This window comes from Blattabacterium cuenoti, from assembly GCF_014251235.1.
In the GTDB taxonomy this organism is placed as follows: domain Bacteria; phylum Bacteroidota; class Bacteroidia; order Flavobacteriales; family Blattabacteriaceae; genus Blattabacterium; species Blattabacterium cuenoti_AF.
The window spans coordinates 584979-606275 of the sequence record NZ_CP059181.1; the positions used below are offsets into that span (position 1 = coordinate 584979).

General features: G+C 24.2%; 22 protein-coding genes, 3 tRNA genes and 1 pseudogene. 8 read left to right on the forward strand and 18 right to left on the reverse strand.

Annotated features, from left to right (window positions below; genetic code table 11):
• The gene (locus H0H78_RS02830) at window positions 1-1140 is read left to right on the forward strand and encodes a DNA polymerase III subunit beta (protein WP_185850970.1); all 1140 of its coding nucleotides are present in this window, start codon (window positions 1-3) and stop codon (window positions 1138-1140) included.
• Entirely contained in the window at window positions 1137-3227 is a 2091-nt protein-coding gene (gene pheT / locus H0H78_RS02835) for a phenylalanine--tRNA ligase subunit beta (RefSeq protein WP_185850971.1), read from the forward strand. Before H0H78_RS02830 ends, pheT begins: the two co-directional genes overlap by 4 nt.
• Here pheT and H0H78_RS02840 read toward each other — a convergent pair.
• A complete protein-coding gene (locus H0H78_RS02840) occupies window positions 3216-4679 on the reverse strand; it encodes a glycine--tRNA ligase (protein WP_185850972.1) in 1464 nt (487 codons plus the stop codon). The genes pheT and H0H78_RS02840 overlap by 12 nt on opposite strands.
• Before the next feature lie 30 nt (window positions 4680-4709).
• The gene (gene trxB / locus H0H78_RS02845) at window positions 4710-5633 is read right to left on the reverse strand and encodes a thioredoxin-disulfide reductase (RefSeq protein ID WP_185850973.1); all 924 of its coding nucleotides are present in this window, start codon (window positions 5631-5633) and stop codon (window positions 4710-4712) included.
• Window positions 5634-5782: 149 nt separating this feature from the next.
• Between trxB and H0H78_RS02850 the strand changes: the two genes are divergently transcribed.
• Window positions 5783-6145, forward strand: coding sequence for a type I restriction enzyme HsdR N-terminal domain-containing protein (locus tag H0H78_RS02850; RefSeq protein ID WP_317167992.1), 363 nt, complete (start codon window positions 5783-5785; stop codon window positions 6143-6145).
• A gap of 21 nt (window positions 6146-6166) precedes the next feature.
• Here the strand turns inward: H0H78_RS02850 and gap are convergent, their stop codons facing one another.
• The 6 genes and pseudogenes from gap to fabZ all read right to left on the reverse strand — a co-directional run.
• Complete coding sequence (gene gap / locus H0H78_RS02855; RefSeq protein WP_185850974.1) at window positions 6167-7180, reverse strand: type I glyceraldehyde-3-phosphate dehydrogenase; 1014 nt, start codon at window positions 7178-7180, stop codon at window positions 6167-6169.
• A gap of 12 nt (window positions 7181-7192) precedes the next feature.
• On the reverse strand, window positions 7193-8998 hold the full coding sequence (gene lepA / locus H0H78_RS02860) for a translation elongation factor 4 (RefSeq protein ID WP_185851289.1): 1806 nt from the start codon (window positions 8996-8998) through the stop codon (window positions 7193-7195).
• A gap of 29 nt (window positions 8999-9027) precedes the next feature.
• A tRNA-Arg gene (locus H0H78_RS02865) sits at window positions 9028-9100 on the reverse strand.
• Window positions 9101-9119: 19 nt separating this feature from the next.
• A complete protein-coding gene (gene pth / locus H0H78_RS02870; RefSeq protein ID WP_185850975.1) occupies window positions 9120-9704 on the reverse strand; it encodes an aminoacyl-tRNA hydrolase in 585 nt (194 codons plus the stop codon).
• A 1-nt stretch (window position 9705) separates the two neighbouring features.
• A complete protein-coding gene (sucD, locus tag H0H78_RS02875) occupies window positions 9706-10590 on the reverse strand; it encodes a succinate--CoA ligase subunit alpha (protein ID WP_185850976.1) in 885 nt (294 codons plus the stop codon).
• 89 nt (window positions 10591-10679) lie between these two features.
• Window positions 10680-11210: pseudogene (gene fabZ / locus H0H78_RS02880) on the reverse strand (3-hydroxyacyl-ACP dehydratase FabZ); the annotation flags it as partial.
• Window positions 11211-11287: 77 nt separating this feature from the next.
• Here fabZ and H0H78_RS02885 point away from each other — a divergent pair.
• Both H0H78_RS02885 and rpmH read left to right on the forward strand, forming a co-directional pair.
• Complete coding sequence (locus tag H0H78_RS02885) at window positions 11288-11647, forward strand: hypothetical protein (protein ID WP_185850977.1); 360 nt, start codon at window positions 11288-11290, stop codon at window positions 11645-11647.
• Window positions 11644-11793, forward strand: coding sequence for a 50S ribosomal protein L34 (gene rpmH / locus H0H78_RS02890; protein ID WP_185850978.1), 150 nt, complete (start codon window positions 11644-11646; stop codon window positions 11791-11793). The genes H0H78_RS02885 and rpmH overlap by 4 nt, the downstream gene beginning before the upstream one ends.
• A gap of 2 nt (window positions 11794-11795) precedes the next feature.
• Here rpmH and H0H78_RS02895 read toward each other — a convergent pair whose 3' ends face one another.
• On the reverse strand, window positions 11796-12965 hold the full coding sequence (locus H0H78_RS02895) for a M14 family zinc carboxypeptidase (RefSeq protein ID WP_238783752.1): 1170 nt from the start codon (window positions 12963-12965) through the stop codon (window positions 11796-11798).
• A gap of 176 nt (window positions 12966-13141) precedes the next feature.
• On the opposite strand from H0H78_RS02895, the gene H0H78_RS02900 reads away from it, so the two are divergent.
• Complete coding sequence (locus tag H0H78_RS02900; protein ID WP_185850980.1) at window positions 13142-13936, forward strand: CPBP family intramembrane glutamic endopeptidase; 795 nt, start codon at window positions 13142-13144, stop codon at window positions 13934-13936.
• Window positions 13937-13989: 53 nt separating this feature from the next.
• Window positions 13990-14925, forward strand: a complete 936-nt coding sequence (locus H0H78_RS02905; RefSeq protein ID WP_185850981.1) for a ribonuclease Z — start codon at window positions 13990-13992, stop codon at window positions 14923-14925.
• An 82-nt stretch (window positions 14926-15007) separates the two neighbouring features.
• Here H0H78_RS02905 and H0H78_RS02910 read toward each other — a convergent pair whose 3' ends face one another.
• A complete protein-coding gene (locus H0H78_RS02910) occupies window positions 15008-15322 on the reverse strand; it encodes a ribosome-binding factor A (protein WP_238783753.1) in 315 nt (104 codons plus the stop codon).
• A 53-nt stretch (window positions 15323-15375) separates the two neighbouring features.
• Between H0H78_RS02910 and H0H78_RS02915 the strand changes: the two genes are divergently transcribed.
• Window positions 15376-15449: transfer RNA gene (locus tag H0H78_RS02915), tRNA-Ile, on the forward strand.
• A gap of 10 nt (window positions 15450-15459) precedes the next feature.
• Here the strand turns inward: H0H78_RS02915 and H0H78_RS02920 are convergent.
• From H0H78_RS02920 to H0H78_RS02955, 8 genes are all read right to left on the reverse strand, one after another.
• A tRNA-Arg gene (locus H0H78_RS02920) sits at window positions 15460-15533 on the reverse strand.
• Complete coding sequence (rpmA, locus tag H0H78_RS02925; RefSeq protein WP_185850982.1) at window positions 15524-15808, reverse strand: 50S ribosomal protein L27; 285 nt, start codon at window positions 15806-15808, stop codon at window positions 15524-15526. The genes H0H78_RS02920 and rpmA overlap by 10 nt, the downstream gene beginning before the upstream one ends.
• Window positions 15809-15821: 13 nt before the next feature.
• Complete coding sequence (gene rplU / locus H0H78_RS02930; protein WP_185850983.1) at window positions 15822-16148, reverse strand: 50S ribosomal protein L21; 327 nt, start codon at window positions 16146-16148, stop codon at window positions 15822-15824.
• Window positions 16145-17368 carry an aminotransferase class V-fold PLP-dependent enzyme gene (locus tag H0H78_RS02935; protein WP_185850984.1) on the reverse strand — a complete coding sequence of 408 codons (1224 nt, stop codon included), beginning with the start codon at window positions 17366-17368 and terminating at the stop codon, window positions 16145-16147. The genes rplU and H0H78_RS02935 overlap by 4 nt, the downstream gene beginning before the upstream one ends.
• Window positions 17369-17370: 2 nt before the next feature.
• Window positions 17371-18693 (reverse strand): SufB/SufD family protein, encoded by a 1323-nt coding sequence (locus H0H78_RS02940; RefSeq protein ID WP_185850985.1) that lies wholly within the window; start codon window positions 18691-18693, stop codon window positions 17371-17373.
• Between the two features lie 7 nt (window positions 18694-18700).
• The gene (sufC, locus tag H0H78_RS02945) at window positions 18701-19465 is read right to left on the reverse strand and encodes a Fe-S cluster assembly ATPase SufC (protein ID WP_185850986.1); all 765 of its coding nucleotides are present in this window, start codon (window positions 19463-19465) and stop codon (window positions 18701-18703) included.
• Window positions 19466-19507: 42 nt separating this feature from the next.
• Window positions 19508-20956, reverse strand: coding sequence for a Fe-S cluster assembly protein SufB (gene sufB / locus H0H78_RS02950; protein WP_185850987.1), 1449 nt, complete (start codon window positions 20954-20956; stop codon window positions 19508-19510).
• Between the two features lie 7 nt (window positions 20957-20963).
• Window positions 20964-21296 (reverse strand): HesB/IscA family protein, encoded by a 333-nt coding sequence (locus H0H78_RS02955; protein WP_185850988.1) that lies wholly within the window; start codon window positions 21294-21296, stop codon window positions 20964-20966.
• Window position 21297 lies beyond the last annotated feature (1 nt).

Consider the following 21297-nt stretch of genomic DNA (forward strand, 5'->3'; position numbering starts at 1 on the left):
ATGCAATTTTTTATTTCTAGTTTTTCTCTTTTACAAGAATTAGATATTCTAGAAAAAATTATTCACACCGATGAATATAATTTATTGACATTAGAAATTAATGGAGATAACCTAATTATATTGAATTCAAATTCAGTAGATAATTTAATTACAATAAAAATAAAAATACGTGTTAAACAATTTTCTAAAGATAAAGTAACTGTACATACAAAATTCATGATAAATTTATTAAAAACTTTTACAAATGAAAATCTTCTCTTTAAAAAAAAAAGAAACAAACTTGTTATTTATTCTAAATATGGAAATTATGACATTCCTATTTATCAATATGATAAAAAAAATAATTATCAAATTATTTCGAAAATAGAAAATTTTAGGGAAAAAAAATTTTTAAAAGCAACTTTATTATCAAAAATTTTATTAAAAATTTTAAATAAGACTATAATTTATATAGGAAATGAAGATGTTCAATCCATTGAAAACGGTCTTTTTTTTCAATTATCTCCATATGGAGCTAGCTTTATAGCTACAGATACTTATAAATTAATAAAATATACTTTTAATAGTATTAAATCTAATGAACTTATGGAGTTTACTATTCCTAAAAAATCATTAATAATACTTAAGAATATTTTATCCTATGAAGAAAATAGTGTTACTTTTTATCAAATTATTGATATAATTCAATTTTTTTTTCAAAAAAAAACTTTCTTATGCAGGTCAATAAATGAAAATTATCCTAATTATAGTTCTGTTTTTCCCAAAAAAAGTTATGATATATCATTTATTATTAATCGTATTTTTTTTTTGAACTCCATTAAAAGGATATCTATTTTTTCTAAAAAAAAAATAATTTTTATTCGTTTTTGTTTAAAAAAAAATAAAATAATTCTTTATGAAGAAGATACTATGGTTTCTAGTTCTTCAAAAATTGAATATAAATATAACAACAAAAATTTTATAGATGATCAATCTATAAAAATTGGATTTAATTCTCTATTTCTAATAGATACATTATCTTCTATTCAAGAAGAATTCGTTTGTTTTGAATTATATTACTCAAATAAACTAGGTATTTTTAGGCCTATTTCTTCTTTTAAAGAAGAAGAAATTCTAATATTGATTATGTCTATAATATGAAAATATCTTTTAATTGGTTAAAAAAATATATCTACGTTCATCTTAACGCAGAAAAAATATCAGATTATTTAACCGAATTAGGTCTCAATGTAAAGAACATAATAAAAAATACAGAAATAGAAGATTATCTTCTAGATCTAGAAATAACACCTAATCGTTCTGATGCTATGAGTTATTATGGAATAGCTCGAGATCTATACGCATTTTTAAAATTTAGAGGATATAAAACTAATTTAATAAAACCAAAAATAAATAATTTTTCAAAAAAAAATATAAATAAATATAGTTTTAAAATTTTTTTTGAAAAAAATAATGAATGTAAAAGGTACTCAGGATTAATTCTTTCCAAAATAAAAATAGAAAAATCTCCTTCTTGGATTCACAAAAGATTAAAATCTATAGGAATAAAACCTGTAAATAATATCATAGATATTATCCATTTTGTTACGTTTGAATTAGGTATACCTATACATGTTTTTGATGCAGATAAAATAGAAGGGAACACTTTTCTAATAAAAAATGGACAAAAAAATTTATTTTTCAATTCTGAAGACAACAGAAAAAGAGAACTAAGTAAAAAAGATTTGATAATTTATGATCAAAAAAAACCTTTATCAATAGCAGGAATAATAAATAATATTGATTTAAACATTAATACAAAAACTAAAAATATTTTCTTAGGAAGCGTATATTTTAACCCTACATATATACGTAATATTGGAATCAGGCATATGATAAATACAAACTCTAGATTTAGATTAGAAAGAGGAATAGATCCAAATATGATTGTAAAAGCCTTACAAAGAACTTATACTCTAATCAAACAGATAACGAATTGTCAAATTCGTTCTGATATAGTCGATTTTTATCCATGTCCGATAAATCATTGTAAAATAGAACTACGTTATAGTAAAATTAAAGATATTCTAGGAAAGACTATTTCAAATAGAAAAATCAAAAAAATTTTATTTTTACTTGAAATAATCATTTTATCAGAAAAAAATAAATCATTATTAGTTCTTGTTCCTCCTTATAGAATAGATGTACAAAGAGAAATAGATTTAATAGAAGAAATATTACGTATTTATGGATTAGAAAAAATCCGTATTTCTAATAAGAAACAAAAATATCCAATACCTACTAATAATTACTTATATAAAACAGAAGAAGAAATACAGAAAATTATTTTTAGTCAATTAGTTAATTATGGATTCCAAGAAATTATAAATTCTCCTATAATAAGAACAAGTAAAAATACTTCTCTATTAAATAAATTTCTTCATATAGAGGAAATTAAAATATTAAATTCTATTAATAAATATGATAATAAATCTATGCGATCCAGTTTGTTGTTCGGATTTTTAGATTGTATAAAATTTAATTCTTATAGAGAAAAAGAGAATGAAAAAATGAAATTTTTTGAAATAGGAAAAATATATTATAAAAATAATAGTCAATTATTAGAAAAAACTTTTCTTAGTATAGCTATATCAGAAAAAATAAAAAAAAATGAAAAAATTTATAATTTTTCTTCTTTCTTTGACTTAAAAGGTGTTATAGAACAAATTTTTCAAAGAATAGGTATACAAAATTATACTCAAATAAACTCATTTCACCCATTTTTAATAAAAAGTATTTTCATCAGATACAAAAATAAAAATTTAATAGAATTAGGAAAATTAAAAGAAAACATATCAGATAATAAAAATATTTTTTATGCAGAAATAGATTGGGAATACCTAATTTCTATTATTCAAAAAAATAAAATAATATTTATTCCTTATTCTAAATATCCTATCTCAAAAAGAGATTTATCTATATTAGTAGATAAATCTATTACATTTGAAATGATACATCAATTCATAAAAAAAGAAGAAAAAGATCTAATTAAAAAAATTAAAATATATGATTTTTATGAAGGAAAAAATTTACCGAAAGAAAAAAAATCTTATACGATAAGTTTCTTTTTTGAGAGTAACGTAGGAACTCTAACCGATATTACTATTCATAAAATAATGAAAAAAATAGAAAATTTATTAAAAGATAAGTTAGGAGCAAAAATAAGAGATATCAATCTAATTTACTAAATCATTAGACAATTTTCTTAAAATATTTTTCAATCCTGTTTCTTTTTCTATTTCTTCAGATATTTTAGTTATATGAACTCGTTTCTGTTTCATAGTATCCCTATGTCTCATGGTTACCGTATTATTTTCTATTGTATCATAATCTATAGTAAAACAAATAGGAGTTCCAATAGCATCTTGTCTACGATATAATTTTCCAATTGATTCTTTTTGATCATAAATTAATTTATGATCAATTTTAATTTCATTAAATATTTTCTTAGCAATTTCAGGAAGACCATTTTTCGAAACCAATGGAAATATACCGGCTTTAATTGGTGATAAATATGGAGGAATTTTTAATACAACACGTTCTTTTCCATTTTCTAATTTTTCAATTTTAAGAGAAGAAGAAAAAATGGCTAAAAAAAGACGGTCTAGGCCTAACGATGTTTCTATGACATAAGGAATATAATTTTTTGAAGGAAAATGGTCTACAAAAAATCTTAACTTTTTTTTTGAAAAAAATCCATGTCTTTTTAAATCAAAATCTCTACGAGAATGTATTCCTTCTATTTCTTTAAAGCCGAAAGGAAAATTAAATTCTATATCCGTTCCTGAGCTGGAATAATGTGCTAAATTTATGTGATTTTTTAATTTGTATTTATCTTTTCCTAATTTGAATTCTAAATGCCATTTTAATCTAATTTTTTTCCAATACTCATACCATTTTTTTTCTTCTTCTGGTAAAATAAAAAATTGCATTTCCATTTGTTCAAATTCACGCATTCTAAATATAAATTGTCTTGCTACAATCTCATTTCTAAATGATTTACCTATTTGAGCAATCCCAAATGGGATTTTCATTCTTCCTGATTTTTTTACATTTGAAAAATTAGAAAATATACCTTGAGCTGTTTCTGGACGAAGAAATAAATCCAATTTTTTTTCTGGAATTTTAAACATCATATTAAATAAACGAATATTTGTCCAATTTTTAGATCCACATATTGGATCGGAAATATTTAGTTCATCAATTAAAAGACGAATATCTAATAAATCATTTCTTTTTAAAGATTTATACATTCTATACAATATTTCATCTTTTTTTTTCTTATGATTATATTTATCAAATAAATAATTTATTCTTTTATGAATTAATAATTCAGGTTTGTACCTTTTTTTAGAATCTTTATTATCAATAAGCAATTCATTAAATTTTTCAATATGTCCAGAAGCTTTCCAAATATCAGGATGCATGAGTATAGAAGAATCTAATCCTACTATATTTTCATGAAGTAAAGTCATTGATTTCCACCAATATTCCTTTATATTATTTTTTAATTCTACACCATATTGTCCATAATCATATATAGAATTTATCCCTCCATAAATTTCACTAGATGGAAAAACAAAACCGTAATTTTTAGCATGAGATGCTAAAAAATGTAGAAATTTATCGTCTTTTTTCATACATAGAAAAAAATAAAATATTTCATTTCCTTATGAAAGAAAAAATAAATATTTTTCTAAATCTATAGCGGCCATACAACCTGTTCCTGCAGAAGTTATGGCTTGACGATATACAGAATCTTGTACATCTCCAGCTGAAAAAACTCCTGGTTTATTAGTAGCTGTACTTCCATTTTTGACAAGAATATATCCTTTTTCATCCAATTTTAATTGATTTTTAAATAATTCTGTATTCGGATTATGTCCTATAGCAATAAATAATCCGCTTATTGAAAATATTTTATTAGTTTTATTTTGTAATATTTGAATTCCTTCTAAAAAATTATTTCCAATAATTTTTGTTATTTGAGAACAAAAAAATATAATTATATTTTTTTTCTTCAAAATTCTATTCTGAAGAATTTTAGAAGCTTTGAAACTTTTTTTCCTAATCACTAAATAGACTTTTCTACAGATTTTTGATAAAAAACTAGCTTCTTCTAATGCTGTATCTCCTCCTCCTACTATGGCTACATCTTTTCCTTTATGAAAAAATCCATCACAAGTAGCACAAAAAGAAATTCCTAATCCAATTAATTTATTTTCTCCATCTATTCCTAAAAATTTAGGACTAGAACCTGTAGCTATAATAACACCCTTACTTTCTATTATGTTTTTTTTATCCACAATAATACGATGAATTCCTCCCCTTTGATTAGATAAGCGTACTTCAGTTATAGTTTTATCAATAATTTTAGTATTAAAACGAATTGCTTGTTTTTTTATTCTATTCACAAGTTTATTTCCACTAATTCCCTCAGGAAATCCAGGATAATTATCTACATTAGTTGTAGTAGTTAATTGTCCACCAGGTATATTTCCTGTAAAGAGGACAGGTTTTATATCTGCACGTGCTGCATATATAGCAGCTGTATATCCTGCGGGACCAGATCCTATAATAACACAATTTTCCATTATATAATATGAAATTTTTTTTCTAAAAATTTTGTAATTATTTCCTAATTTTTTAGATTAGGAAAATGATTTCGGATATATCCATTTATAATTTTTTCGTAAAGCATTTATGTTTAAAGAAAATTAAAAATAAAACTTATATATTTTGCATGATTAGAAGGAAATTTTTCTCTTTTACAAAAGAAGAAGCTACTAGACAATATATAATTTTTTTATTAAAAAAAATGAAAAATTATAAAAATTTTAACTTTAAAGTGGAAGTTCCTTTTCGAATTCATAATCTTAATAAAAGATTGGATATTCTTGTTTCTTTACAGAAGAATAAACCATATATCATTATTGAATGTAAAGCCCCAAATATAGAAATAACACAAAAAACTTTTGATCAAATTTCTAGATATAATAAAATAATAAAATCTCCTTACTTAATGATAAGTAATGGAATACAAAACCTATTTTTTCAAATAGATAAAACTCAAAAAAAATTCATTTTTTTAAGAAAAATTCCATAAACGTTATTAATTATTTAATATCTAAAAAATAGAAGACATATAATCTATAAGATCTACTAACTTAGTAGAATAACCAACTTCATTATCATACCAGGAGACTACTTTTATAAAATTTGGACTTAACATAATACTAGCATTAGCATCAAAAATAGAAATTCTTTTATCACCTATAAAATCCGACGAAACTACAGATTCTTCTGTGTATCCTAAAATCCCCTTTAGTGAAGTATTAGATGCTTTTTTCATACAAAACTTAATCTGGTCATAAGTTGTATTATTTTTTAAACATAAAGTAAGATCCAATACAGAAACATTGGATATAGGAACTCTAAAAGCCATACCAGTTAGCTTTCCGTTTAAGCTAGGAATTATTTTTCCAACTGCATCAGCTGCACCTGTTGATGCAGGAATAATATTGTTTAAAGATGATCTTCCTGCTCTCCAATCTCTATTAGATACGGAATCTACTACTTTTTGGGTTGAAGTAGAAGCGTGAATTGTAGTCATCAAGCCTTTTGTAATTACAAAATTATCATTCAATACTTTGACTATTGGAGTTATACAATTTGTAGTACAAGAAGCATTAGATACTATTCTTTGATCATCTTTTATAAATTGATTATTCACTCCCATTACATACATTGGTATACTTTGGTCTTTTGGAGGAGCTGATATAATAACTTTTTTAGCTCCTGATTGTAAATGAATCTTTGCTAGATCTTTTGTTAAAAAAAGGCCAGTAGACTCTACTACATAGTGAACATTTAAATCTTTCCATCCTAATTTTTCAGGATATTTTTCATTGGTTACCTTTATTTTTTTTCCATTAATCATTAAATAATGATCATTTATTATGGATATTTCACCTTGAAAACGTCCATGAACAGAATCATATTTTAGTATATATGCTAAATATTCTATTTTAACTAAATCATTTACAGATACAACTGTAATATTTTCTCTATTTAATGCAGACATTAAAACTAATTTTCCTATTCTTCCAAGACCATTTATTCCTATTTTAATAACGGACATAATTAATAAATTTTAAAAATTTTTTATTTTTAATAAATTCATAAAAGCAGATGAAGGTATTTCTACTTTTCCTATCTGACGCATCTTTTTTTTACCCTTTTTTTGTTTTTTCAAAAGTTTTTGTTTTCTAGAAATATCTCCTCCATAACATTTTTCTATAACATTTTTTCTTAAAGATTTTATCGTTTCTCTTGCTATAATTCTTCCAGATACAGAAACCTGAATAGGTATAATAAACTGATGTTTAGGAATTAATAATGATAACTCTGTGCATATCTTTTTTGCCATGAAAAAAGCTTTACTTTTGTGAACTAAAAGAGACAAAGGTTCTATTTTTTGATGATTAATCAATACAGTTATTTTTTTTAAATCGGAACTTCTGTAACCTAAAAACGAATAATCAAAAGATGCGTATCCTTTAGATATTGTTTTTAATTGATCATAAAAATCGAATATTATTTCAGAAAAAGGAATTTCAAACGAAATTTTTATCCTATCGGAAGTTAAATATTCTTGATTTTCCATCATAAATCCTCTTTTTCCAATGCATAGAGATATAATTTTTCCTAAAAAAATTTTTTTGGTAAGTATAGATATCAGAACATAAGGTTCTTCTATTTTTATTATTTTTTCTTCTTCTGGAAAATCTGATGGATTGTTCACTATAATCATAGAGGTTAATTTTTTTTTCATAAAAACTCTATAAGATACACTAGGGATAGTAATAATTACGAAAATTCCATATTCACGTTCAAGACGATCTTTGACTATTTCCATATGAAGTAAACCTAAAAAACCACAATGAAATCCAAAACCCAAAGCTGGTGATACTTCTGGAAAAAAAGTAATAGAAGAATCATTTAATTTTAATTTTTCTATAGAAGTACGCAACTCTTCATATTTATCAGGATCTGCTGGATAAACACTAGAAAAAACCATAGGTTTAACTTTTTCAAAACCATTTATCGATTTTAATGCTGGAGATTTATCATCAGTTATTGTATCTCCTACTATTACTTCATGAGTATTCTTTATTCTAGACACAACATATCCTACCTCTCCTGTCTCTATTTTATTTTTAGGGATCCGTTTTAATTGCAGAATTCCTGTTTCATAAGCATAATAAACTTTTCCTGTAGACATAAAACGTAATTTTTGTCCTTTTTGCAAACACCCATTTTTTATTCTAAAAAAAACAACGACTCCAATAAATGCATCATAGATAGAATCAAAAATTATTGCTTGAAGAGGAGCATTAGGATTTCCTTTTGGTGGTGGAATACATGTAACTATTTTATCCAAAATATTTTTTATCCCAAATCCTGTTTTTGCACTCACAGATATAATATCTTCTGATTTACATTTGACTAACCTAGTCATTTCTTCTATAACATCATCTGAATGGTATATGTCTATTTTATTTAAAATAGGAACAATAACAAGATTTTTTTTCAATGCTAAATAAAGATGAGATATTGTTTGAGACTGAACGCTTTTGGTACAGTCAACCACTAACAAAGCTCCTTCGCAAGCTGAAATAGAACGAGACACTTCATAAGAAAAATCTACATGTCCTGGCGTATCAATGAGATTTAGAGTATATACTTTATTTTTATATTGATATTCCATTTGAACAGCATGACTCTTTATGGTTATACCTCTTTCTTTTTCTAATTCCATATCATCCAGTAGTAATTGGTTTTTTTTATCACTACTCCTTTTCATAACCGTTTTGGTTACTTCCAATAAACGATCTGCTAAAGTACTTTTTCCATGATCTATATGTGCTATAATGCAAAAATTACGAATACGATTAATCATATTTGTATAATTTTTTTTTCTTTCAATGACCTTGATGGGATTTGAACCCATTCCATAGGAATCGGAGTCCTATATTCTTTCCTATTAAACTACAAGGTCTTAAATAACTTAAAAATATCTAATAATTTTTTTTATTAAAAAAATTCATAGTTTTTTCTAATCCACTAGAAACGAATGAAAATATGATATCTATACTTAAATCAACTTTATTAAATAGAATTTTTAATTCTTCTTTTTTCCAATTTCCTAATACATAATTTATTTTCTTATTAGGATCACAATTACTTTTATTATAATGACTAATTCCAAAACGTATACGAGCATAATGAGATGTTCCTAATTCTTTTTCAATACTTTTTAATCCATTATGCCCTCCATTTCCTCCTTTTCCTTTTAATCTAATATTTCCAAAATTAAGATAAATATCATCAGATATGATAAGAATATTTTCTAAAAAAAATTTTTTTTTATCCATCCAATATTTTACAGATAAACCACTTTCATTTACATAAGTTGATGGTTTTAAAAAAAAAATTTTTTTATTTTTAAATATCAATTCTGATATAGATCCTAATTTTTTTATAGAAAAAGAAATAAAGTACTTTTCAGATATTTTATCCAAAATTAAGAAACCTAAATTATGTCTCGTATTTTTATACAAAAAACCTGGATTTCCTAATCCAGTTATTAGAAATTTTTCCATTCTATTGATTCTTTTGAAGAACTTCTTTTATTTTCATTCCTATATTTGCTGGAGAAGAAACAATATGGATTCCATTTTCTTTCATGATTTCCATTTTTACTTGTGCTGTTTCTAATTTATTCCCTATGATAGCCCCTGCATGTCCCATTGTACGTCCTTTAGGTGCAGTTTTTCCAGCAATAAAACCTACAATAGGTTTTCTGAATCCTGATTTTTTAATCCATTCTGCCGCATCTATTTCCAATCTTCCTCCTATTTCTCCAATTAAAACAACACATTTTGTTTTCAAATCATTTGAGAATAAATTTAATAAATCAACAATATTCATTCCTATAATAGAATCTCCTCCTATTCCAATAGCAGTAGAAATCCCAAAACCTTGTCTAATTATTTGATATGCAGCTTCATAAGTTAAAGTTCCAGATCTAGAAATTATACCTATTTCTCCTTTTTTACTAAAAACTATATTTGGCAATATTCCTACTTTTGATTCTTCTGAAGAAATAACTCCGGGACAATTAGGTCCAATCAATAGAGATCTTTTTCCTTTTAGAAAATTCTTAACCCTAATCATGTCTGAAACTGGTATACCTTCAGTAATACAAACAATAACTTTCATATTCATGCTAATAGATTCTAAAATAGCATCTGAAGCAAATGAAGAAGGAACAAAAATTATACTAGTCTCACCTCCAGTATGATTTACTGCTTCATACATAGTATTAAAAATAGGAATTCCTAAATATGTTTTCCCTCCTTTTCCTGGAGTTACACCTCCGACTATACTTGTACCGTAAAGGATCATTTGCTCCGTATGAAATAAACCTTCTTTCCCAGTCAAACCTTGTACAATAACTCTCGTTTCTTTATTTATCAAAATGCTCATGATTGTTTTCTTATCTTCTTATTTATTTTTTTATGTATTATTAATTTTTAACATATTCTATAATCTATAGAGTTGTCTCTATTTTTTTTTTATATATTTTCCTTTTGATTTTTAATGTTTACTACTTTTGCAAAAACTTCTGCTTCAACAACTAATTCATCGTTTACATAACCTTTACCTTCCATATGAACTATTCCTCTTCTTATAGATTCTAACAAATCTACTTGAAAAACTAATAAATCTCCAGGAATTACTTTTTTTTTAAACTTAACTTTGTCTATTTTCAAAAAATATGTAGAATAATATTTTGGATTTTTCATTTTATTTAAAACTAATACTCCACCAACTTGTGCAATTGCTTCTATTTGTAATACTCCAGGCATAATGGGTTCATTAGGAAAATGCCCCATAAAAAAAGGTTCATTCATAGTTACATTTTTTACTCCTACAATATAATTATCTGTTAATTCTATAATTTTATCTACTAAAAGAAATGGAGGTTTGTGAGGTAAAATATTCATAATATCCTGAATATCGAAAATAGGTTTTCTTTTTAAATCAAATTTAGGTATATCTTTTTTTCTTCTATTTTTATTTATTTTTTTCACAAATTCTATATTTTTGTCCAGAATATAATTCTTACTATATTTTTACTGATAAATAATTTTTATTCAACATAAAGTCTTTTTTTTTATTTATGAATTTTTTTAAACGTTTAACTTTTTTTTTTTCAGGTTTTATCATAGGTTGTTTTATCGTATCATACCATAATACTATCTCAAATAGATTACCACATAATATAAAGATGAAAAAACTTATATCAGAAATAAAGTATTCTAAAAAAAATTATATATTTTTTGATCCCATTTTAATAAAATCAAAGATTTTAACAGGAAAAATTTTCTTCAAAAAAAATTTATCAAAAACAAAACAATATCCTATATTGTATTTTATTGAAGTAAAAGAAAAAGACAAAAAAATAATTTTTATAGTTGAAGAAAGAATAGATGTTTTTTCGGTAAAAAATTTTTTTTTCATGAAAACTAAAAGAAAATGAAAAGAACTTATCAACCTTCTAACAGAAAAAAAATAAATGTCCATGGTTTTCTAAAACGTATGAGCACAAAAAACGGAAGAAGAATCATATCCAGAAGAAGAAGAAAAAAAAGAAGAAAATTAACAGTTAATAATTATAAAAAATAAAATTATACAAAATAAAATGATTCTATATCTCCAATTTCTGGATAATTATTTCCTTTTTCTCTATAAAATTTTTTTCCATGACAAAATATATCTTCATACGAAAAAAAATCAGATAAATCTCCTATATCAACTATCTTAGATAAAAAATCAATATCTTTTTTAATAGGATTAAACTTTTCCTGAATCATAATTCCTATATCAACTAAAAAGTTATAGTTTTTTTTTTCTATTTTTATTTTTCTATAAATTTTATCTAATAATTTTTTTCTATTTTTAGGAATAGTGAAATAATGAGAATATTTTTTTTCAAGATTTTCTTCTCCGTGATAGGAAAGATTATATAATCCTATAAGAATAGATAAAGCTTTATATTTTCTAATTAATTTTTTTAGAGGATCTTTTGGATAATTACCAGCCTCAATAAGAACACAAGGATAACCTTTTTCTTGAAAAAAATCTCCGGTAGCAGTAGGATAAAATTCACTAGAATACCTTCCTATGGATCCTGTACAAGGAAGAATGTCTTTCATGCTTTTTTCGACAGAAGAAATCAAACCCATAGCTTTTTTTCTCTCAGAAAAAACTTCATGATCTCCTTTCACGCTAGGACACAAAAAAGATAAAATTGCTGGATTAAAACATTTATATCCAATATTATAAACACTTTTTTGATCGTGTAAATTGAATAAAAAATTAGGTTTAATTTTATTAATTTCACTAATTAATACTTTAATTTCAGGTGTTTGTAAACGAATAGCATCTCTATTTAAATCAATATTAACTGAATTTCTTCTTTGATACTTTTCAGAACCATCTGGATTTAACATAGGAATAAATAAAATAGTTAATTTTTTTCTTATAAATTTAACTATATCATAATTTTCATTTTTTACAAAAAAATGAAGAATATCAAACATAGATTTTGTTCCTGTTGTTTCATTTCCATGCATCTGAGACCAAATAAAAACCTTATAATCTCCATCTCCCCATTGAATTTTGAATATTTTTCTATCTTCAATAGAAGATCCTATGTGAGAAATCATACACATATTTTTATATTTTTCTATCGTTTTTAATAAATGAGAATGTTTAAATAATTTGTATGAAAAAATACTCTTATCTTTAAAATCATCATACTTACTAAATAAAAAAGGAATATCTAAATTTAACATAATCATAATTTTTTTTATGAATAATTCTACTTTCTTAAAATGATAAAATTGTCTTATCTTTTTATAAAAATACGATAAAACTGTATTGTTTCATTAAACCTAAATAAGATTTTTTCTAGAAAAAAAAACATATCTCCAATAAATAAAAAAAAAAGAAGAATGAATTTTTATTAATTATGAAGAATTATTTTAAATTAAGTTATACTGAATCTATTTTATTAATTTTAACATTTACTGTATTAAATTTTTTCAATCCAATTTTTAAAAAAATATTAATTTATATTCATTTACCTGAAAGTATGATATTTTCTATATCATATACTATTCCTTTTCTTTTTTTATTTATTTTCATATCTCATCTATCTCAAAAAAAAAACAAAATTATAGATTTATCATTTAAGATTTCTCCTTGGTATGTTTATATTCTTCTTATTTCCATGATGATATGCATGATTTTTCTTAATGATTATATCATTTCTTTTGTACCAAAAGAAGGTCCATTATTAGGAAATATGTACAAAGAAATAGAAAGTTTTCTGAAAGAAGAAGCAAAAAATCCAATTCCATTTCTTTCTACAACTGTATTATTAGCTCCAATATGTGAAGAAGTTCTTTTCAGAGGTATTATTTTAAATGGACTTCTAAAAAATAAAATACATCCGATTAAAGCTATCTTATTTTCTTCTTTTTTATTTGGTTTAAGCCATATGAATCCTTGGCAATTTGTAGGAGGTTTTTTCATCGGTAGTTTTATAGGTTATATTTATTATACTACATCTTCTATAATAGATTGTATTTTATTGCATATATTCAATAATACTTTTGCTATATTAACTATGTTTTTTTTCATAAATTATGAAGATTTTTCTGAAAATAGAAATATCCATTTATTTCTAATTTTTATTATTAATTTATTGGTAATGACTACAGGAGGGATATTTCTTTTTAAAAGTAAAAGAAATAAAAAATAGATTTATTCACAGAATAAAAAAAAAACTTTAACAATCATCATCAATATCACCTAATGAAAAAATCTTCTTTAACTATTTTAGGATGCCATTCTTCAATTCCTACAGAAAAATTTCATCCTACAGCTCAAATATTAGAGATGAAAGGATACTTTTTTCTTATTGACTGTGGTGAAGGAACCCAAGTTCAATTAAGAAAAGCAAAAATAAAATTTAATAAAATAGTAAATATATTTATCTCTCACTTACATGGAGATCATTTTTTTGGACTCATTGGATTACTTTCTACTTTTCATTTATTAGGAAGAGAAAAATCAGTAAATATATATGCTCCAAAGGGTTTAAAAGAAATTATTGATGTTCATTTTAAATGGTCCTATACAAAATTAAAGTTTTGTATCTATTACATAGAATTATCGTCTGATAAACTAGAAAAAATAATGGAAACTGAAAAAATAGAAGTTTATACTATTCCATTAAAACATAGAATCTATACTAATGGCTTCCTTTTTAAGGAAAAACCTTGCAATAGAAAATTGAATATGAAGGAAATAAAAAAAATTTCTGATATTGGAATATCAGATTATAGAAATTTACAACTAGGAAAAAATTTTACAACAAAATTTGGAAAAATAATACCTAATAATCAACTTACATTTGATCCCCCAAAAATATTATCTTATGCTTTTTGTTCGGATACCTCTTATTATCTTTCTGTTGTGGAAAAAATAAAATATGTAGATTTATTATATCATGAATCTACTTTTTTAAAAAAAGAAGAAAAAAGAGCTATAAAAACGGGACATTCAACTGCAAGTCAAGCAGCATATATAGCTAAAAATTCAAAAGTGAAAAAATTATTATTAGGTCATTATTCCAATAGATTTCCAAATATTAAAGAATTTGAAGAAGAAGCTAAAGAAATATTCCATAATGTAGAAGCATCTGAAGCTTTGAAAACATATTATTTAGATGGAGAAACCATTATATAATATAGTTTATTCTAAATAATAAATAGAATATAATATCATAACAAAAATAAAACATCATATTTTTTCTTTTCTATCTTTGTTTTTATCCTAAATTTTGATCGTTTTTTTCCAAAAAAAAATAAAGTTTTGGAATTTTTTTAACTCTATATCTAAGTCTTTTAGAAAGTTCTTTTCTGTAAGAAAAAGATTGAGAACGAATTTTTTGAAAAAAAATTTTATCCATAAAAGGATAGATAGATATATATACTTTTATTAAAGTATTAGAAACACTTACTTTTGTTAAAGTAACTAAGAAATTTTTATTTCTATTATACTTCAAAAGTATTTCTGCTATTTCCATGTAAAATATTGAAGACAATTTCTTATTTTTAATAGAATCTTCTCCTATCATTTTCATTAAAAAATTTGTAATCTGAAAAATATTGTTGTAAAATTGTATTTATTATTTACGGTCCCATAGCTCAGTAGGTTAGAGCACCTGACTCATAATCAGGCCGTCGCTGGTTCAAATCCAGCTGGGACCATTTTTTAAAATGACCGGGGAGGGATTCGAACCCACAACTTACAGTTTAGGAAACTGTTGCTCTATCCTATTGAACTACCCAGCCTTTTTTTTATTAATTTTATCTTTTTTTTCAAAAACAGATACTATAGATTTATTTTTCTTTCCTTTTTTAAAAACAACAAATCCATTTTTCATAGAATATAATGTATGATCTTTCCCGATACCGACGTTTTTACCAGGATGATGTTTTGTTCCACGTTGACGAACTATAATATTTCCAGATTTCACATCTTGAAATCCATAAATTTTTATACCTAATCTTCTTCCTTTTGAATCTCTTCCATTTCTAGAACTTCCTGAACCTTTTTTATGAGCCATATTGAATGATATTTTATTTATCCAAAAAAGAAATTACTTTAATTTTTGTAAAAAAATGTCTAAAACCTTTTTTTACTTTATATCCCTTTCTCCTTTTCTTTTTGAAAATAATGATTTTATCTCCTTTTAAATGTTGTAAAATTTCAACTTCTACTTTTATATTTTTCAATATTGGATATCCTATTTTATAGGATCCATTTTTATAAAAGAAAAAAACTTGATCAAAAAATATTTTATCTCCTATTTTTGAAGAAGTAGTAGATAACCTAGGAACATAAACGTATTTATTTTCAATCAATTTAAATTGTATTCCTTTAATATTAACAATAGCGTATATCATAGTAATATTTTTTTTACTTTTAAGAGACTATTAAACAAATAATCTATTTCTTTAAAAGTATTATATACAGAAAAACTAACACGAACCATTCCTTCTACATGGAAAAAATTCATTAATGGCTGAGCACATAAATGCCCTGTACGAACAGCTATACCTAAACGATCTAAGATGCTCCCTACATCAAAACAATGCAATTTACTTAAATTAAAAGATATTATGCCCGATCGTTTTCTGTAATCATTTCCTCCATATAATTTGATTCCATCAATACAACTTAAACGTTGTATAGCATATTTTAATAATTCTTCTTTATAAAATTGGATATTTTTTACTCCTATTTTTTCTACAAAGTCTATAGCGGTTCCCCAAACTATAATTCCTTCTATGTTTGGAGTTCCTGCTTCAAACTTAAAAGGTAAATTAGAGTACGTGGTTTTTTCAAAACTTACATTTTTAATCATTTCACCTCCGGATTGATAAGGTTCAATATTTTCTAATATTTCTTTTTTTCCATATAAAACTCCAATACCAGTTGGTCCATACATTTTATGTGCAGAAAAAGCGTAAAAATCAACATCTAAATCCTGAACATTCAATTCTAAATTAGAAGGGACTTGAGCTCCATCAATTAAAACTAAAGCTCCATATTCATGAGATTTACTAATAATTTTTTTAACAGGATTAATAATACCTAAAACATTGGATATATGGCTAATAGATACAATTTTTGTTCTTTCTGAAATTAAAAATTCAAAATAATCTAATTGTAAAAAACCGTCATTATTAATAGGTATAATTTTTAAATTTGCTTCTTTTTTATCACAAATAATTTGCCATGGAACAATATTAGAATGATGTTCTAAATATGAAATAATTATTTCATCTCCTTTTTTTATCTCAATACTAGAAGCTACTAAATTAATAGATTCAGTTGTTCCTTTTGTAAAAATAATTTCCGAAGAGCTTTTAGCTTGAATAAAATTTTGAATTTTTTTTCTTACATTTTCTACATTGTAAGTAGCCTTTTGACTGAGAAAATGCAAACCTCTATGTATGTTAGCGTTTATTGTTGAATAATAGGATTCAGAAGATTGAATGACCTGTATAGGTTTTTGAGTTGTAGCAGCATTATCTATATAAACTAAAGGATAAGAATATACTTTTTTTTCTAAAATTGGAAATTGACTTCGTATTTTTTGAATTGTTTTTTGTGAAAACATAATTATAAGTGTATACCTAATTTATTTTTCATTTTTTCATAAACTTCCTTCCTTAATTTTAAAATTTTTATAGTTTTTAAAACCTCTTCTAAAAAGGAAAGTAATAATAAAATTTTACTTTCTTTTTCTGAAATACCTCTAGACTGACAATAAAATAAATCTTTTTCATGAAAACTACCAATAGTACAACCATGTGAACATTTAACGTGATCAGAAAAAATTTTTAATTGTGGTTTAGCATACATACAAGCTTCATCAGAAAAAATGATATTATTATTTTTTTGAAAAGCATTAATTTCCTTTGTTAATTCTTTAATTAATATTTTTCCATTAAAAATTCCTTTAGATTGATTCCACAAAATATTTTTGTACAATTGAAAACTATTGGAATTTGAAAATGAGTGTTCTATGAATGTATGATTATCTATCAATTGTTGTCTACCTGATAACAAAGAAATTCCATACAAATAAGAAACAGTTTCTTCTCCATGAGAATAAAAATTAAGATTATTTCTAATAAAATTACCTTGAAAAGAAAAAGTGTAAACCTTACATTTACTTCTCTTTTTCTGTTTGATAAACGTATTTTCAATAAGTGAAACTCCTTCTATTTTATCCTGAATTTTATAATATTCTATTTTACTATTGGGTAATGCATATATTTCACTAACATAATTGCTAAATAATAAATGTTTTTTTAAACATTTATGATGTTCTATTATTTGTATAGAAGAATATTCTCCTACTATCATTAAGATCCTTGGGTTTAACATTATACCTGACATTTTACCTGTATACACATGCAATATTTCTATAGGTTCTCTCAAAAATAGATTATTAGGTATATATATATAAACTCCATTATTTGATAAAATAGTATTTAGTATATTAAAAGTTTCATCAGGATTAGATAATTTTCCATAAAATTTTTTAATAACATCATCTTCCTTTGATTTATTAATATCAGATATTATCATATTTTTTTTTTCGTTTTCATTTTTGAAAATAGAATGATATTTTCCATCAATAAAAACAATAAGAAAAGAATTTTTCATATTAAAAATGAATTTTTCTATTCCCTTTTTTATTTGAAATGATTCTTCTCTATTTTCTTTTTCCTCTTTAGAAAGAATATAATAATCTTGATTTAGGATAGAATCAATATCTGTATTGATCCATTCTTCATCCGTAATAGAAGGAAAACCTTTTTTTCTAAAAATTTCTACAGATTTATACTTTAAATCTGATATATAGGAGGATTTATTCTTAGTTTTTTTATCATAAAATTTTGATAAAAAGGTAATAATTCTATCTTTTAATAACATGGAATAATTAATTCAAAAAATTATTTTCTTGATTTTTAATCCATTCGTATCCTTTTTTTTCTAATTTATCAGATAATTTTTTATCTCCTGATTGAACTATTTTACCATCATATAAAATATGTAAAATATAGTCTGAATATAAATAATCTAATAATCTTTTATAATGAGTAATAATGATCATAGAATTTTTTTCGTTTTTTAAAGTATTAATAGCTTTTGCTACAATACGTAAAGAATCTATATCTAATCCTGAATCAACTTCATCAAAAATAGATAATAAAGGATCAAACATAGCCATTTGAAATATTTCATTTCTTTTTTTTTCACCTCCTGAAAAACCTTCATTTAAAGAACGATAAAAGAAATCTTTTTCAATATTCAAGAGTTCTGCTTTATTTTTCATTCTTAAAAGAATTTCTTTAGAAGACATTTTTTCTAATCCTCTGGCTTTACGAGACGAATCAATAGCTGTTTTTATAAAATTAATAACAGAAATACCAGGAATTTCTACCGGATTTTGAAATGATAAAAAAATTCCCAAATGAGCACGTTTATCAGGAGAAATGTTAATTAAATTTTTATCCTGAAAAAAAATATTTCCATCAGTGATATGATATTCTTTTTTTCCTGCAATGACAGAAGCTAATGTACTTTTTCCGGATCCATTAGGACCCATGATCACATGAATTTCTCCTGGATTAATTTTTAAATTAATCCCTTTAATAATTTTTTTTTCTTTAATAGAAACATGTAAATTTTCTATATTTAACATTTCTAGTTCAGTTTTTTTAAACTTTTTTTATTGATCAAATAATCATCCAACAGAACCTTCCAATGATACTTCCAATAATTTTTGAGCTTCTACTGCAAATTCCATTGGTAATTTTTTCAAAATTTCATTACTAAAACCATGAACAATAAGAGATATAGCTTTTTCAATATCTATTCCTCTTTGATTGCAATAAAAAATTTGATCTTTTCCAATTTTTGAAGTAGTGGCTTCATGTTCTACTTTAGATGTAGAATTATTTACATCAATATATGGAAAAGTATGAGCTCCACATTGATTTCCTATCAACAAGGAATCACATTGAGAAAAATTACGAGATTTTATAGCTTTATCAGTAATCTTCACTAGTCCTCTATAATTATTTTGAGCTTTTCCAGCAGAAACTCCTTTCGAAATAATTACACTTTTAGTCCCTTTTCCTAAATGAATCATCTTTGTTCCAGTGTCTGCTTGCTGTAAATTTCTCGTAAGAGCTAATGAATAAAATTCTCCAATAGAAAAATCGCCTTTCAAAATACAAGATGGATATTTCCAAGTAATAGAAGATCCTGTTTCTACTTGTATCCAAGATATTTTAGCTTTTTTTTCACATAATCCACGTTTTGTAACAAAATTGAAAATTCCTCCAACTCCATTTTTATCTCCTGGATACCAATTTTGAACCGTTGAATATTTAATTTCAGAACCTTCTAAAGCAATAATTTCTACAACTGCTGCATGTAATTGATTCTCTATTCTCATAGGAGCTGTACATCCTTCTAAATAACTGACAAAAGAGTCTTTATCGGCTATAATTAAAGTTCTTTCAAATTGACCTGTTTTATTTTCGTTAATACGAAAATAGGTAGATAATTCCATAGGACAACGAATACCTTTTGGTATATAACAAAATGAACCATCTGAAAAAACGGCAGAGTTTAAAGCTGCATAAAAATTGTCTTTCTTAGACACTACTGATCCTAAATATTTTTTTACAATATCAGGATATTTTTTTAAGGCTTCATTAATTGAACAGAATAAAATTCCTTTATTTTTCAATTTTTCTTGAAATGTAGTTATTAAAGATACAGAGTCTAATACAACATCTGTTGCTACTTTAGAAAAATTTTTTTTTTCTTTGATAGATATTCCTAATTTATTAAATGTTTCTAATAATTCTTGATCTACTTTATCTAAATTATTTAGATCTATTTTTTTTTTAGGAGCAGAATAATAACTTATATTTTGATAATTAGGTTTATCATATTTAATATTTGCCCATTCTGGTTCTTTCATTTTTTTCCAAATAGAATAGGATTCTAATCTCCAATTTAACATCCATTTTGGTTCTTCTTTTTTTTCCGATATATTTCGGATAACACTTTCATTTAACCCTTCTGGAATTTTATCAGAATCTATTTTTGTATAAAATCCATATTTATATTCAGAACGAACAAAATCTTCTAATATCTTGTTATTATTATTTTTTTTCATGATTTTATTATGATGAGAAACTTTTTCCGCATCCACAAGTATGTTTAGCCTTAGGATTTATAAAATAGAACCCTTTTCCATTTAATCCACCTGAATATTCTAAAGTTGTTCCTTCTAGATATGGAAAGCTATTCTCATCCACTAATATTTTCATTTCTTCATGTTGAAACAGTTTATCTTCTTTCTTTTTTTTTTGATCAAAAGTAAGTTCATAAGATAAACTAGAACATCCTCCTCCTTTTTTAACTCCTAGTCTAACAAAAGAATTATTTTTAGAAAGTCCTTCTTCTTTCATCAAAGAAAATAATTTATTTTTAGCTTGATCAGATATAAAAACCATA